General features: G+C 69.0%; 12 protein-coding genes and 1 tRNA gene. 8 read left to right on the top strand and 5 right to left on the bottom strand.

The window, feature by feature from the left end:
• Positions 1-87 precede the first annotated feature (87 nt).
• From PHN62_RS01110 to PHN62_RS01095, 4 genes are all read left to right on the top strand, one after another.
• Entirely contained in the window at positions 88-1,602 is a 1,515-nt protein-coding gene (locus tag PHN62_RS01110) for a Ppx/GppA family phosphatase (RefSeq protein ID WP_300145064.1), read from the top strand.
• Positions 1,603-2,137: 535 nt separating this feature from the next.
• Positions 2,138-3,475, top strand: a complete 1,338-nt coding sequence (gene proS / locus PHN62_RS01105; RefSeq protein ID WP_300145061.1) for a proline--tRNA ligase — start codon at positions 2,138-2,140, stop codon at positions 3,473-3,475.
• 15 nt (positions 3,476-3,490) lie between these two features.
• Positions 3,491-5,383 carry a lipoprotein-releasing ABC transporter permease subunit gene (locus PHN62_RS01100; RefSeq protein ID WP_300145058.1) on the top strand — a complete coding sequence of 631 codons (1,893 nt, stop codon included), beginning with the start codon at positions 3,491-3,493 and terminating at the stop codon, positions 5,381-5,383.
• Entirely contained in the window at positions 5,376-6,068 is a 693-nt protein-coding gene (locus PHN62_RS01095) for an ABC transporter ATP-binding protein (RefSeq protein ID WP_300145056.1), read from the top strand. The genes PHN62_RS01100 and PHN62_RS01095 overlap by 8 nt, the downstream gene beginning before the upstream one ends.
• A gap of 394 nt (positions 6,069-6,462) precedes the next feature.
• On the opposite strand, the gene PHN62_RS01090 is transcribed toward PHN62_RS01095, so the two are convergent.
• The 3 genes from PHN62_RS01090 to PHN62_RS01080 form a co-directional block, all read right to left on the bottom strand.
• Complete coding sequence (locus tag PHN62_RS01090) at positions 6,463-6,693, bottom strand: hypothetical protein (RefSeq protein ID WP_300145053.1); 231 nt, start codon at positions 6,691-6,693, stop codon at positions 6,463-6,465.
• 385 nt (positions 6,694-7,078) lie between these two features.
• Positions 7,079-7,882, bottom strand: coding sequence for a 3-deoxy-manno-octulosonate cytidylyltransferase (locus PHN62_RS01085; RefSeq protein ID WP_300145050.1), 804 nt, complete (start codon positions 7,880-7,882; stop codon positions 7,079-7,081).
• A 174-nt stretch (positions 7,883-8,056) separates the two neighbouring features.
• Entirely contained in the window at positions 8,057-8,674 is a 618-nt protein-coding gene (locus tag PHN62_RS01080) for a DUF882 domain-containing protein (protein WP_300145047.1), read from the bottom strand.
• 218 nt (positions 8,675-8,892) lie between these two features.
• Between PHN62_RS01080 and clpB the strand changes: the two genes are divergently transcribed.
• On the top strand, positions 8,893-11,517 hold the full coding sequence (gene clpB / locus PHN62_RS01075; RefSeq protein WP_300145044.1) for an ATP-dependent chaperone ClpB: 2,625 nt from the start codon (positions 8,893-8,895) through the stop codon (positions 11,515-11,517).
• 233 nt (positions 11,518-11,750) lie between these two features.
• A complete protein-coding gene (locus PHN62_RS01070; protein WP_300145041.1) occupies positions 11,751-12,305 on the top strand; it encodes a hypothetical protein in 555 nt (184 codons plus the stop codon).
• A gap of 42 nt (positions 12,306-12,347) precedes the next feature.
• Here the strand turns inward: PHN62_RS01070 and PHN62_RS01065 are convergent, their stop codons facing one another.
• Both PHN62_RS01065 and sseA read right to left on the bottom strand, forming a co-directional pair.
• A complete protein-coding gene (locus PHN62_RS01065; protein ID WP_300145038.1) occupies positions 12,348-12,809 on the bottom strand; it encodes a DsrE family protein in 462 nt (153 codons plus the stop codon).
• Between the two features lie 27 nt (positions 12,810-12,836).
• Positions 12,837-13,709 (bottom strand): 3-mercaptopyruvate sulfurtransferase, encoded by an 873-nt coding sequence (sseA, locus tag PHN62_RS01060; RefSeq protein WP_300145036.1) that lies wholly within the window; start codon positions 13,707-13,709, stop codon positions 12,837-12,839.
• Positions 13,710-13,814: 105 nt separating this feature from the next.
• On the opposite strand from sseA, the gene PHN62_RS01055 reads away from it, so the two are divergent.
• A complete protein-coding gene (locus PHN62_RS01055; protein ID WP_300145033.1) occupies positions 13,815-15,155 on the top strand; it encodes an ATP-binding protein in 1,341 nt (446 codons plus the stop codon).
• An 83-nt stretch (positions 15,156-15,238) separates the two neighbouring features.
• Positions 15,239-15,315 (top strand) — tRNA-Met (locus PHN62_RS01050).
• Positions 15,316-15,400: the final 85 nt, after the last annotated feature.

Below are 15,400 nucleotides of genomic sequence, written 5' to 3'. Positions count from 1 at the left end.
CCCGCCTCTGCGCTTATCCGGCGCTGGAGCGCGGCCTCGTCGAAAGGCGTGGAGGCGCTCCGGAGCGTCCGCAGAAGGGGAGCCATCATGACGCCGACCGACGCCGCCCCACCCCTCTCCCGAGAAGATTCCCGGAATCCCTCCGAACGCCCCTTCGGCGTGATCGACATCGGCTCCAACTCCATCCGGCTGGTGGTCTTCGCCGGTTCGACGCGCAGCCCCGCCTACATGTTCAATGAAAAGGTGCTCTGCGGCCTCGGGCGCGGCCTCCAGGAGACCGGCGTCCTGAATCCGGAAGGCAAGGAATCGGCGCTGGTCAACCTGCGGCGCTTCGCCTCCATCGCGCGGGCCATGGGCGTCGAGAACCCGACCGTCGCGGCCACCGCCGCCGTGCGCGACGCCTCCGACGGCCGGGAGTTCGCCGCCCGCATGGAGGCCGAAACCGGCCTCGTCCCGCGCATCGTCAGCGGTCCCGAGGAGGGCCGGCTCTCGGCGCTCGGGGTGCTGATGGGCGCGCCCGACGCCGAAGGCGTGGCGGCGGACCTCGGCGGCGCCTCGCTGGAGCTGATCGCCATCGGCGGCGGAGGGGTCGGCGAGGGCTGGACCGGCCCGCTCGGACCCCTGCGCCTGGAGGCGCTGAAGCTCAAGCCCGCCGCCCTCGACGACTGGATCGACGAGCGGCTCCGGACCGCTCCGCAGCTGCCCCAGATCTCCGGCAAGACCATCTATTGCGTGGGGGGCGCCTGGCGGGCCCTCGCCCGGATCGACATGACGCGCCGCGCCTATCCGCTGCACGTCCTGCATGAATACGACATGTCGCCGGAGCAGGCGCTCGACACCGCGCTCTGGGCCGCCCGGCAGGCGCCCGCCGCGCTCAAGCCCATGGTGGACAGTTCCTCGACGCGGCTGGCGACCGTGCCTTTCGCGGCGCGGGTGCTGAGCCGGCTGATCGTCCTCGGCCAGCCTGCGCGGCTGCGGGTCTCGGCGACGGGCCTGCGCGAGGGGCTGCTCTTCGAGACCCTCTCCGAGGAGGAGCGCCGCCGCGATCCGCTTCTGGAGGCCGCCGCCGCCATCGAGCGCGAGACCGCGCGTTTTCCCGGCTTCGGCGACGAGCTCGGCGACTGGCTGGCGCCGCTCTATCCCGCCTTGTCGCCGCGGCTTCTGCGGGCGGCGTCGCGGCTCAGCGACACGGCCTGGCGGGCCCATCCGGATTATCGCGCCGAGGCCTGCTTCGAGCTGATGACCCGTCCCGACGTCAACGGCGCCTCGCATCAGGAGCGCGCCTTCCTCACCCTGACGCTGCTGCATCGTCACAAGGGAGGCAACGGGCGTCTGGCCATGCTGCGGGGCCTGCTCTCGCCGGAGGCCGCCGCCGAGGCCGAGACGCTCGGCAAGGGGATGCGGCTCGGAGCGGTTCTGGCGGCCTCGACGCCGGGCGTGCTGCCCCTCTGCCCGGTGGACCTGCATCCGGACGGCGAGCGGCTGAGGCTGCGCCTTCATCCGTCCTGCGCGGGGCTGCGGGGCGAGGCGGTGGAGAAAAGGCTGTCCACGCTCGCCTCGGCCTTCCGGCGCAAGGCCTTCCTCGAAATCTTCGAATCCTGAGCGCGGCGAATCTGGCGCGAAACTTGCTGGAAGGTTAAGCGTCCTGGTCCCGAATTTCTCTACCCTTTCATCCCTCCGGCCGGACGTTCGTTTGCGTGCATTCCCTTGGCGCCCCCTTCGCAAGACAGGGGGCGTTTTTTCGTCACGCTTCGGCGAAAAACGCATAAAAAAACGCCCTCCGGAGAGGGCGTTCGTTTTTGTGGTTTCATCTTTTTGATATTTTTGAAGACTGGTCCTCCCCAGACCGGGCCTGTGGCCTTCTGTAGGGGGGACCTTATAGCCCTGCGCCCGGCCTGTCACGCGAATTTCTGCGGGGTGCGCAATATTTCTTGCAAAATCAATGCTGCAGCGCAAAATAATGAGCGCCCCCCTTCCGGGCCCTCCGGGCCTCTCTCCGGCGCGCGGAAGGAAAGCTGGTCGGAAAAGAGCTTCCAGCGGACGCCAAACGGCTTTAGAACGAAGCGCCCCTCGCGGAGGAAAGCCCGGCCGCATCAGGGCTTTGTTCGCAAATCGAGACTCAGATTGGCTCCCCATCATGCGTTTGACGCGATATGTCCTGCCCCTGCTCAAGGAGACCCCCGCCGAGGCGCAGATCGTCTCGCATCGGCTGATGCTGCGCGCGGGGATGATCCGGCAGTCAAGCGCCGGAATCTATTCTTGGCTGCCCTTCGGCTACCGGGCCCTGCAGAAGGTGGAGCGCATCGTCCATGAGGAGCAGCAGCGCGCCGGCGCCATCCCGCTGCTCATGCCGACGATCCAGCCGGCGGAGATCTGGCGCGAATCCGGACGCTACGACGCCTATGGCCCCGAGATGCTGCGCATCAAGGACCGCCATGAGCGCGAAATGCTCTACGGCCCGACCAACGAGGAGATGATCACGCTGCTCGTCCGCGACGCGGTCAAGAGCTGGCGCGACCTGCCGCGCAACCTCTATCACATCCAGTGGAAGTTCCGCGACGAGACGCGCCCCCGCTTCGGCGTGATGCGCGGGCGCGAATTCCTCATGAAGGACGCCTATTCCTTCGACCTCACGGCCGAAGGCGCGCGGCTCTCCTATCAGAAGATGTTCGTGAGCTACCTGAAGACCTTCGCCCGGCTCGGCCTGACCGCCGTGCCCATGAAGGCCGACACCGGCCCCATCGGCGGCGACCTCAGCCACGAATTCCTCATCCTCGCCGAGACGGGCGAATCTCAGGTCTTCGTGGACAGCCAGCTTCTGGCGAAGGACTGGTCCTCCGTCGAGGTGGATTACGAGGACCCCGCCTCCGTCGAGGCCATCTTTGAGAGCTTCACCAGCGCCTACGCCCGCACCGACGAAACCCATGATCCCGCGATCTGGGCCGAAACCCCCGCCGGACGTCAGGTCTCGGCGCGCGGCGTCGAGGTCGGGCACATCTTCTACTTCGGGACCAAATATTCCGAGCCCCTCAAGGCGACGGCCATCGGCCCCGACGGCCAGCCCGTCACGCTGGAGATGGGATCCTACGGCGTGGGCGTCTCGCGGCTGCTCGGCGCGATCATCGAGGCGAGCCACGACGAGAACGGGATCATCTGGCCCGAGGCCGCCGCGCCCTTCCATGTGGCGCTCGTGAACCTCAAGCAGGGGGACGCCGCCGTCGACGCCGCCGCCGGAAAGCTCTACGCGGAGCTGACCGCCGCCGGAGTCGAAGTCCTCTACGACGACCGCGACGAGCGGGCGGGCGGCAAGTTCGCCGCCATGGACCTCATCGGCCTGCCCTGGCGTCTGACGGTGGGGCCGCGCGGCCTCGCCTCGGGACAGGTCGAGCTGCGCCGCCGCAAGGACGGCGCGACCGAAGAACTGACCCCCGAAGCGGCCGTGGCGAAGCTCGTCGCCGCGACGCGCGGCCTCTGAGCCGGAGGGCGCAGGGTGGCGGAGGGTCGCAAGAACGAGGACGTCGAGCGCGGAGAGGCCCTTGTGGATCGCCTCGCCCGCCAGCGGATCGAGCTGGAGGCCCGGCGTCGCGCCGAGTCCTCGGCCGAGCCGCCCGCTCCCCCTGCGCCGGTCCAGCGCGACGGCAGGCCGCGTCCGCCGGGCGGGGCTCCGGCGCCCGAACCGCGCCGGGCGGGGCCTCCGCTGGGTCCGCCGGGCAATCCGCCGCGCACCCGCACGCCCTTCAAGAGCGCCCCGGCCCAGCCCGAGGCCTCTGCTCCCGCCGCCTTCGATCCGCCTGCGCCGGAGGCCTCCGCGCCGGAGACTCCCCGCCGGACCCGCTTCGAGGCCCCCGCCGGGCCTGATCCCTTCGCGGATTTCGACGGCGTCGAGGCCCGGAGCGACATCCGGGGCGAGACGGGCCGCTCCGCGTCTCCGGATCCTGCGGCTCCGTCCGCCGAGGGAGAAGGCGCCCCACCCGAACCCTTCGCCCTGGAGCGTCGTCGCTTGCGCGTGCCCAAAGCCGAAACTCCGCCCGTCTTCCCCGAGGACGAGGAGGAGGAGGAAGAGGCCCTGGACCTCACCGAGCGCGCCCCCCAGACCCGGACCGCGCGCACCCGCCCCTTTTCGGGCTTCGAATGGAACGTGGCCCTGCGCTATCTGCGGGCGCGGCGCAAGGACGGCTTCATCTCGGCGATCAGCTGGCTGTCTCTGGTGGGCATCGCGCTGGGCGTGGCGGCGCTGATCGTCGTCATGGCGGTGATGACGGGCTTCCGTCACGAGATGGTCAACCAGATCCTCGGCGTGAACGCCCATGTGAGCCTCGCGCCGCAACAGACCGCCATCCAGAGGCGGCCCTTCACCAATTACGACGCCGTCGCGGCGCGCCTCTCCTCGACGCCGGGGGTGATCCAGGCCGCGCCGGTGATCCATGGCCAGGTCATGGCCTCCAATCCGCAATCCACGGCCAACTCCATCGCTCTGGTGCGGGGCGTGCGGCTGGAGGATTTCCGGCGCATGAAGGCCGTGGCCGATCCCGAAACCGCCGAAGGCGCGCTGACCGCCTTCCGCGAGGATCAGGGCGTGGCCATCGGCTCGGGCCTGGCGCTGATGCTGAATCTGCGGGTGGGCGAGCGCATCACCCTGATCTCTCCGGACGGAGACCTGACGCCCATGGGGGTCAGGCCGCGGATCAAGTCCTATCCCATCGCCTATGTGTTCAAGCTCGGGATGTCCGAACTCGACTCCGCGCTGCTCTACATGCCGCTGGAGGAGGCGCAGATCTATTTCAACAAGGAAGGCGTCGTCGACGGAATCGAGGTCATCAGCTCGGATCCCCAGAACATCGAGCGGCTGGAGCCCACCCTCCAGGCCGCCGCCGGCGAGCCCATGACCATCATGAGCTGGAAGAGCCAGAGCGGCGGCTACATCTCGGCGCTCGACACCGAGCGGCGGGTGATGCGGCTGATCCTCTCGCTGATCATCCTGATCGCGGCCTTCAACATCGTCTCGGGGCTGATCATGCTGGTCAAGGAGAAGGGGCGCGACGTGGCCATCCTGCGGACCATCGGCGCGAGCCGGGGGGCGATCCTGCGCATCTTCTTCATCTGCGGCGCGAGCATCGGCGTGATGGGCACGCTGCTGGGCGTGTCTCTGGGGGTGCTGATCGCGCCGAACATCCCCAACATCCAGACCTTCCTCGAAGGGATCTTCGGGGCGAAGCTCTTCCCCGGCGAGATCTACTTCCTCAGCCGCATGCCCTCGCGGCTGCAATGGAGCGACGTGGCGACGACGGCGGCCATCTCTCTGGGCGTCTCCTTCCTCGCCACGATCTTTCCGGCGCGGCGGGCGGCGCGGCTCGATCCGGTGGAGGCCCTGCGCTATGAGTAGCGGCAAATCGGCCCTGCGGCTGGAGGGCGTCGGCAAGCGTTATCGCGAGGGCGGCGGACAGGGCCATCTGACGGTGCTGCGCGACGTCAGCCTGAGGCTGGCCCCCGGAGAGCTCACCGCTCTGGTGGGGCCTTCGGGCTCGGGGAAATCGACCCTGCTGCACATCGCCGGACTGCTGGACTCGCCCGACCGCGGCGAGGTCTGGATCGCGGGCAAACGCTGCGGCAGGCTCGACGAGGCGGGGCGGACCCTGCTGCGGCGGGTGGCCATCGGCTTCGTCTACCAGTTCCACCACCTGCTCCCGGAGTTCTCGGCCCTGGAGAACGTCGCCATTCCGCGGCGTCTGGCGGGGGCCTCGAAGGCCGAGGCCGAGGCCACGGCGCGGGATCTGCTCGACCGCATGGGACTGGCCGCGCGGGCGCATCACCGCCCCGCCGAGCTCTCGGGCGGCGAACAGCAGCGCGTGGCCATCTCGCGCGCGGTGGCCAACCGGCCGCTCGTGCTGCTGGCCGACGAGCCCACGGGCAATCTCGACCCGGAGACCTCGGAGAAGGTGTTTCAGGAGCTGACCAGCCTCGCCCGACGCCAGGGTCTGGCGGCGCTGATCGCCACGCACAACATGGATCTCGCCTCGCGCATGGACCGCGTGCTGCGCATGTCCGGCGGCAAGCTCGTCGAGGACTGACGCCGCAGGGCGCGCCGGAGGCGGGGCCGGAATCGGGCCTCGCCGGGGGACTCGTCCGCGATCTTCAGGAATTCGGAAAGGCTTCGAGCCTTCGGCCGCGCGGGGCCGGGACCATCCGGCGGCGGCGGCGCGCCTGACGGCCGGAGCCGGCGGCGAATCGGGCGGCTGCGCGCTCCCGACGGGGAGGCGGCCGACCCTGGCCTCCGGCCCAAGCCGGTCGGCCCCTCGCTGCGACGCGCTCCGAAATCCCTGAACGACAGATCCGCAGCGCGCCGGAATCTCTCGGGACGCGGATCGGGAGGCGGGCCTTCTTGTCTGCCGGCTTCGCCGGAGGCTCCTGCTTCCCTGACCGCTTCCGCTCCTCACCCTGTGAAGCGGACCCGGAGAGGTCGGATCAGTAGCGCGGCCGCTCGTAGGCGGGGCGCGGGAAGGGCTGGGGCAGCGGCTGCATCTGGGCCGGCACCGGGAAGGGCAGAGGCATCGCGCCCGGATGGGTCCGGAGGTTCTGGGAGCTGCCGCCCTCGGAGGTGTAGGCCGTCGCGGAGCCCGCGCCGAAGGTCGCCGTCATGCAGATCAGGGCCAGAGCGGACCGCCTGGCGAAGCGTTTGAGGTGGAGGTTTGCCATATTCTTGCGCCGTTATGTCTGGTTGCGAGTTTTACAGATCCTGACCTAACGCTCTCCCCTTTCTGTTTCAATCTGCTCTTAAGAATTACTTGGGGGGCTCGCAGGGATAGGATCCTGAAAGGAGAGGATAATGAACCCGACACACGCAGGACAGAAATATACCTCTGGATATGAGTTGCACTGAAATTTCAATATCAGTGCGTTAGACATGATCCCTACGGATCATATCCCAAAGATCAAGCCTGCCCTGACGTCATCATCCCCGACGTAAAAATCCGTATGCGTCAGCTGGAGCCAGAAACGAGACGGGGGCGGATGATCAGAGATCAACGCATCCGCGCCCTCAATCCTCATATAGCACAAACCCGGGGAGAAGATTGCGCGATCAGTCCAATCCCATGCGCGCCAGAGCCGCTTCGATACGCGGCGCGTCCACGGGGTTGTTCAGCTCCCAGAAGACGCGCCCCCGCCCCTCGACCTCGACGCAGCGGATGGGCAGGCCCTGTTCGAGGAAGCGCAATTGCTCCAGGCCTTCGAGGCCCTCCAGCGGCCCCGCCGCCGCCCGTCCGTAGGCCGCCAGCGCCGCAGGCCGATAGGCGTAGAGCCCCACATGATGGAAGACGGGAATGGTCTCGCCCTCGGCGAAGCTGCGGCCCGTGTAGGGCAGCACCTCCTTGGAGAAATAGAGCGCGTCCCTGCGGGCGCCGAAGACGGCGGTCGTGCCGCCCACCCGCCCGGCGCGGCGGTCTTCGAGGAAGGCTTCGAGGGTCTCGCGGTCGCAGCGCAGGACCGGCGTCGCGACCTGAAGCCCGGACTCCGCCCGCATGGCGTCGATCAGCGCCTCGACGAACCAGGGCGGCGTCAGGGGCGAATCGCCCTGGAGGTTCACGACGATCTCCGGCCTGAGGTCCGGACGGCGCGCCAGCACGTCGGCGCAACGCTCGGTGCCGTTGGCGCAGGCCTCGGCGGTCATGACGACCTCGGCGCCGAAGGCCTCGGCGGCCTCGCGGATGCGGTCGTCGTCGGTGGCGACCACCACGCGGTCGGCGCCGGAGACCGTCTGCGCGGCCTCCCAGGTCCGGCGGATCAGCGATTTCGCGCTCCCCGAGGCCCCGCGCAGCTCCGCAAGGGGCTTGCCGGGATAACGCGAGGACTTGTAACGGGCGGGAATGACGATCAGGACGGACATGGGGAACTCCGGACGAATACGGACAAGCAGATCGTCAGGAGCTATAATCCTTCGCGCCAGAACAGGATAGCGCCGCTTCGCAGCGGCGCTTCGCCGCTCCGTCGCGCGGCTTCGGCGCCCCGGATCGGGACGGAGCGTCCCGGAACGGCGCCTCCTCGGGGCCGTCCTGGGGCTTCAGTAGCGCCAGTCGCGGGTCGCGCCGACGTCCACATGCAGGAAGCTCGCGCCCGCATAGGAGCCGACGCCGCCGCGCCTGAGCCCATGCGCGATCTTCTGCACGTCGGAGATCTTCACCCCCGGCGTCTTGAGGTCGACGGCCATGCCCTGCATGTGGAGGCTGTTCTTGGCGACGCGCTCGCTGCCCTGGCTGAGGCGGGCGTTGGTGCGGGGCGTGCGGTAGCCGGAGGTGATCTGGATCTGTTTCCCGCCGATGCGGCCCTGAATCTCGGCGAGGAAGTCGAAGAGCCGCACGTCCATCATCAGCGCGGCGTTCTCGCGGTGGTCGCGCAGCAGGAGGTCGAGGCTCTCCACCGCGCCGGGATCGTAGAAGCCGCCCTGATAATAGACGCCGGAGAAGCGTTCGCCGGTGTTGACCGCCACCAGATCCAGCGTGCGCGGCGCGAGCGCCGCCGCGCGGGCCATGGGATCGAAGGGCGCCATGGCCGCTCGGGCCGTTCCGCCCATCCCGAGTCCCGCTCCCGCCGCCGCGCCCGCGGCCGCCAGGCCCATGGCGGTCAGCAGGAATCCCCGGCGCGTCGGCTTTTGCGCCTCGGGCTTTCCGCTCTGCGTCATCTTGATGTTCTCCCCCGGTTCGTCGCAGGAACCCTGCCCCGGGACCCTGCCACGCGGAATTTGCGGCTCCCTTAACGGCGGGCCCCTTGCGCGCCGGAGAGGGCGCGCCAACATGTCGTGACGGGCGGCCGGGCTTCGGCGCCCGCATGCGGAAACACAGCAAGACCCGCGCCACTGAACTTCACGGGCGGCTTGCGGACATGCCGAGAAGGACGATCATGGATCTCGAAAAATACAGCGAGCGCGCGCGCGGCTTCCTTCAGGCCGCGCAGACCATCGCCCTGCGCGAAGGCCACCAGCGCCTCACGCCCGAACATCTGCTCAAGACCCTGATGGACGACGAACAGGGCATGGCCTCGAACCTGATCCGCCGCGCCGGAGGAAATCCCGAGCAGATCAGGCGGGACGTGGATCTGGCCGTGGCCCGTCAGCCCAAGGTGAGCGGCTCGGGCTCGGAAGGCGTCTATCTCGATCCCCAGACGGCGCGCCTCTTCGCGCAGGCCGAGGAGATCGCGAAGAAGGCGAAGGACAGCTTCGTCACCGTCGAGCGCCTGCTTCAGGCTCTGGGCATGGTCGGCGGGACCGTGAAGATCCTCAAGGACGGCGGCGCGACGCCTCAGGCGCTCAACAGCGCCATCGAGGAGATCCGCAAGGGCCGCAACGCCGACAGCGCCACCGCCGAATCCAGCTATGACGCGCTGAAGAAATACGCCCGCGACCTCACCGCCGCCGCCCGGGAAGGCAAGATCGACCCCGTCATCGGCCGCGACGAGGAGATCCGCCGCAGCATGCAGGTGCTCTCGCGGCGCACGAAGAACAACCCCGTCCTCATCGGCGAGCCCGGCGTGGGCAAGACCGCCGTGGTCGAGGGCCTCGCGCGGCGCATCGTCAACGGCGACGTGCCCGAGAGCCTCAAGGACAAGACCATCATGGCCCTCGACATGGGGTCGCTCATCGCGGGCGCGAAATATCGCGGCGAGTTCGAGGAGCGTCTGAAGGGCGTGCTCCAGGAGGTCACCGCCGCCGACGGCCAGGTGATCCTCTTCATCGACGAGATGCACACCCTCGTGGGCGCGGGCAAGGCCGACGGCGCCATGGACGCCTCGAACCTGATCAAGCCGGCCCTCGCGCGCGGGGAGCTGCATTGCATCGGCGCCACCACGCTGGACGAATACCGCAAATACGTCGAGAAGGACGCCGCCCTCGCCCGCCGCTTCCAGCCGGTGATGATCGAGGAGCCCAGCGTCCAGGACACCATCTCGATCCTGCGCGGCATCAAGGAGAAATACGAGCTGCACCATGGCGTGCGGATCTCGGATTCGGCGCTGGTCTCGGCGGCGACGCTCTCGCATCGCTACATCGCCGACCGCTTCCTGCCGGACAAGGCCATCGACCTCATGGACGAGGCGGCGGCGCGTCTGCGCATGGAGGCCGACAGCAAGCCCGAAGAGCTCGACGCCCTGGACCGCGACATCATGCAGATGCAGATCGAGGCCGAGGCGCTCAAGAAGGAGACGGATTCCGCCTCCAGGGACCGGCTCGCCAAGCTCGAAAAGGATCTGGCCGGGCTCCAGGAGCGTTCCGCCAGCCTCACCGCCGCCTGGGAGACGGAGAAATCCCGCCGGGGCGACGAGCAGAAGCTCAAGGAGCGCCTGGATCAGGCCCGCATCGACCTGGAGAACGCCAAGCGCAAGGGCGACCTCGCGAAGGCGGGCGAGCTGGCCTATGGCGCCATCCCGGAGCTGGAGAAGGCCCTCGCGGACGCCGAGAAGAACGGCGACGGCGCCCTCGTCGAGGAGGCCGTCCTCCCCGACCACATCGCTTCGGTGGTCAGCCGCTGGACGGGCATTCCGGTCGACAAGATGCTCGAAGGCGAGCGCGACAAGCTGCTGCGCATGGAGGAGGAGCTCTCGAAGCGCGTCATCGGCCAGCAGGAGGCCGTGGAAGCCGTCTCCAACGCGGTGCGCCGCGCGCGGGCGGGCATCTCGGACCCGAATCGGCCTTTGGGCAGCTTCCTGTTCCTCGGCCCGACGGGCGTCGGCAAGACGGAGCTCGTGAAGGCTCTGGCCGCCTTCCTCTTCGACGACGACAGCGCCATGACCCGCATCGACATGAGCGAATTCATGGAGAAGCACGCGGTGGCCCGTCTGATCGGCGCGCCTCCGGGCTATGTGGGCTATGACGAGGGCGGAGTCCTCACGGAAGCCGTGCGGCGTCGGCCCTATCAGGTGATCCTCTTCGACGAGGTGGAGAAGGCCCATCCGGACATCTTCAACGTGCTGCTGCAGGTTCTCGACGACGGCCGCCTGACCGACAGCCAGGGCCGGACCGTGGACTTCCGCAACACGCTGATCGTGCTGACCTCGAATCTCGGGGCTCAGGCTCTGGTGGAGCTGCCCGACGGCGCCGACACCGACGAGGCCCGCGATGCGGTGATGTTCGCCGTGCGGTCGCATTTCCGGCCGGAGTTCCTGAACCGCCTCGACGAGATCGTGCTCTTCGAGCGCCTCGACCGCGAGCACATGACCGGCATCGTCACGATCCAGCTGGGTCGGCTCAACCGGCGGCTCGTGGATCGGAAGATCCGTCTGGAGTTCGCGCCGGAGGCCGAGAACTGGCTCGCGGATCGCGGCTACGACCCCGCCTATGGCGCGCGTCCGCTGAAGCGGACGATCCAGAAGGCGGTCGAGGATCCGCTGGCGGAGCTTCTGCTGCGCGGCGAACTCAAGGACGGCGAGGTCCTGCCCGTGACGCTCGGCCCGAACGGGCTGATCTTCGGCGACCACGAGGCCGGGAGCCCGCCCGCCGCCCCGGAGGAGCCGCAGGCGCCGACCGTCCACTGAACGGCGGAGCCGCAGGCTCCGACCATCCGCTGAACGGAGGAGCGCAGGCTCCGACGGCGCGCTGAAACCTGAAGGCGGCCCCGCGCGGGCCGCCCGATGATCCCTTCGCATTCCCGGCCCGCCCCGCGCAGGCCGGGATTTCCCTGCGGGGAACGGCAATTCCTCCGCAATCTCCGCGCGTCATCCTTCAGGCCTCAGGAGAGGAGGCGAGGATGATCGGAACGCTCGGACGAATGACGCATGGATGGGACGGCGAAGCCTTCCTCCATGGCTCGGAGGTCACGCTGACGCAAAGGCTCCTCCTGTGCGGCCTCGGCTTCGGAATCTTCCTCATGGCCTTCATGGCGGCCTTCTTTCCCCAGAAAGGCCCCGTCCTGAGCGAGAGGGACGGATTTTCTCTCCTGATCAGCCTGATCATCCTGCTGATCGGTCCGACGCTCATCCTCGGCGGGCTGATCTGGCGGTCGACCTTCATCCGCGTGAGCCGCAACCGGATCGAGGTGGAGAGCGCGAGCGTCTTCAACGCGTTCGAAGGGGTCTATGGCCCGCAGGACGTCCTCTGGATGCATCTGCGCGGCTTCAAGGGCCGCCATGACTGGGGCCCGGACGTCTCCTGGCGGCTCACCCTGGCCACCGCCGACGGCCGCAAGCACGACACGCTTCTGTTCAGGGATCGCGACAAGGCGCTCGAGGTCATCGGCGAGATGGAGCGGAGCTTCTTCGGCCCGAGAGGCGGAGCCTTCCCCAGAGCCACGAAGGCGGAGGCCGCCCGCGACTCCTATCGCTGAAGCCCCGCGCCTCCCCTTCATCCGGTCGCGTCGCGCAGACGCTCAGGGCCGCACGTAGCGATAGCCGCGGTCCTGAAGATCCATCAGTTCGGCCACGCCCACCGGCGCCACCCGCACCCCCGGCAGGAGGTCGATCTCCGAAACCGGGACGTTCATCGCCGCCGCCGCGCCCCGCAAGGTGCTGCCGCAGGCGATGAAGTCCACCTTGGGCAGCTCGCTCTTCAGCCGCAGCAGCCCGTCGGCGAAGCTGGTGCGGTCGACGCGGAAGATGTCGAGCCCGCCGCCGGTGGCGAGGATCTTGACGTCCACGGTGTCGCCGTATCTGGCGTAATGCTCCGTGACGTTGCGCGCGATCACGATGGCCTGGGACATGGTCGTCGTCTGGCCCTCGGCGACGTGGATCACCAGCTTGCGCTCGGCGGCCCGGGCGTCGGAGACCGCCCCGGCGAGCGTCGCGAAAACCAGAGCGAGGGCCAGCAGCGCGGCCCGCAGAAAGCTCGGCATGGGAAGGCGGCCTCCTTGAACTTCGGCTCAGAGCGGTTTCGCGGGCCCGGTCTCGACCGGGAGATCCGCATAGGAGCCCCATTCGGCCCATGAGCCGTCATAGAGCGCGTTCTCCGTATGTCCGAGCCGCGAGAGCGCCAGACTCACCACCGCCGCCGTCACGCCCGAGCCGCAGCTCGTGATGATCGGCCGCGAGAGATCCACCCCCGCCGCCTCGAAGACCGCCTTCAGCTCGGCGGGCGACTTCATGGCGCCGTCGGAATCGAGCAGCGTCGAGAAGGGCACGTTGCGCGATCCCGGAATATGGCCCGCCCGCAGACCCGGACGCGGCTCCGGCTCGGCGCCCTCGAAGCGGCCCGCCGAGCGCGCGTCCACGATCTGCTCCGTCCCGAGCTTGGCGGCCCTGGCCACCTGGGTGACGTCGCGCACGAGGTTGAGATTCGTGCGGCCCGTATAATGGCGCTCGCGGGCGAGGAGGGGCTCGCCCTCCTCGACGGGGCGGCCCTCGGCGAGCCATTTCGGAAAGCCGCCGTCCAGCACCGAGACCTCGGAATGGCCGAAGAACCGGAACATCCACCAGGCCCGCGCGGCGCTGAAGATTCCCTGCGCGTCATAGACCACCACATGGCGTCCGTCGCCCATGCCCAGCCGACGCATCGCCAGAGCGAACTTCTCGTGCGGCGGGATCATGTGCGGCAGGGACGTCTTGTCGTCGGACAAGGCGTCGATGTCGAAGAAGAGCGCGCCCGGAATCCGCCGGGCGGCGTATTCGGCTCTGGCGTTCCGGCCGGAGGCGGGCATGTGCCAGCTGGCGTCGGCCACGCGCAGCGTGGGCGAGGATTCGATCTGTTCGGCGAGCCATCCGGTGCTCACGAGGCTAGGCGCTGCGGCGCGCGTCATGGCGGTTCTCTCTCCTCAAACCCCTTCGGGCGCGCAGTCTAGAAGCATTCGGCGCGTCGCGCGACCGCAATTTAATTTCGACGGCTTTCGGCTTATGACTCTCTCATGGCCAACCTGCTTCCGAAACGCCTCTTCTCGCGCGCGCTGCTGATTCTGGCGGCGCCCATGCTGCTGCTCCAGCTTCTGGTGAGCGCCCTGCTCGTCGAGCGCCATTGGGCGGGCGCCACGCGCCAGCTGGCGGCGGGGGTGGCTCAGGAGATGAAGCTCCTGACGGGCGTGGTCCAGGGGGCGCAGTCGGAGGCGGAGGCCCGCAAGGCTCTGGAGCAGGCCTCCAGCCTGCTGGGCTACGAGGTGGCCTTCGAGCCGGGCCGCCGCGTGACGCCCGAGCCCATCCCCTTCTACGACGTCTCGCGGCGGGCGCTGGCCGAGGCCTTCGAGGACGCCGTCGGGCCGGTGGAGATCGGGCAGAACGCCGAAGACGCCTTCATCCTGCGGGTGACGGCGCGGGGGGGGGCTCTGGCGGCGCGTCCTCCGGCGCGACGGCTCTTCGCCTCGCGGGCCTGGCAGCTTCTCGTCTGGACGGGGGGCGCGGGGCTGGTGCTGCTGACCATCTCGGCGATCTTCCTGCGCAACCAGATCCGGCCCATCCGCGAGCTGGCCCGCGCCGCCGACGCCTTCGGCAAGGGTCAGCCGGCCGAATTGCGTCCTGCGGGCGCTCTGGAGGTGCGACAGGCGAGCGCCGCCTTCCTCCAGATGCGCGCCCGGATCGAGAAGCAGCTCGCCCAGCGCACGATGATGCTCTCGGCGGTGAGCCACGACCTGCGCACGCCCCTGACGCGGATGAATCTGGCTCTGGCGCTTCTGCCGCCGGGCCCCGAGATCCGCGATCTGGAGGCCGACGTGGCCGAGATGAACCGCATGATCGGGGCCTATCTCGACTTCGCCAGGGGCGAGGGAGGCGAGGCTCTGGAGCAGGCGGATCCCTCGGCGCTGGCCCGCGAGGCGGTGGAGAAGCTGACCCGCGCCGGAGCCAGGGCGCGTCTGAAGGAGATGCGGGAGGCTTCTCCTGCGGCGCCGCTCTGGATGCGGCGGGGGGCGGTGGCGCGGGCGTTGCAGAATCTCGCGGACAACGCGGCAGCCTATGGCCGTCATGTCGAGATCTCGGTGGAGGACGGGCGCGCCGCCGTGGAGATCCATGTGGACGACGACGGGCCCGGAGTGCCTGCGGAGAAGCGCGAGGAGGTGTTCCGTCCCTTCGTGCGTCTGGACGCGGCGCGGAGCGCGCTTTCGGGCGGGGCGAGGGGCGGCGTGGGTCTGGGTCTGGCCATCGCGCGGGACGCGGCGCGGGCTCATGGCGGAGAGGTGGAGCTTGGGGAAAGCCCGCTGGGCGGACTTCGGGCGACCCTGCGTCTTCCGCGGCTGCGGGCGGAGCTGCACGGAGATTGAAAGCTTCTGCGAATTTCGGCGCGACGGGGCGTCGATGACGAATTGACAAGCCCCCGTCCGCCAAGTTATCAGGCCCGATATCTGGTGAGGTAGCTCAGCTGGTTAGAGCGTCGGACTCATAATCCGAAGGTCGGGGGTTCGAGTCCCCCCCTCACTACCAGATTTTCCCCAGACGTCGACGCTCCTCAGATCCTGCGCCCTGCGGTCGGAAGCGCTCGTCCTCGGCGCCGGACGCGCGAAAAGGC

It is taken from the genome of Neomegalonema sp. (assembly GCF_028688855.1).
GTDB lineage: Bacteria > Pseudomonadota > Alphaproteobacteria > Rhodobacterales > Rhodobacteraceae > Neomegalonema.
This window is presented reverse-complemented; position numbering and strand designations above follow the sequence as displayed.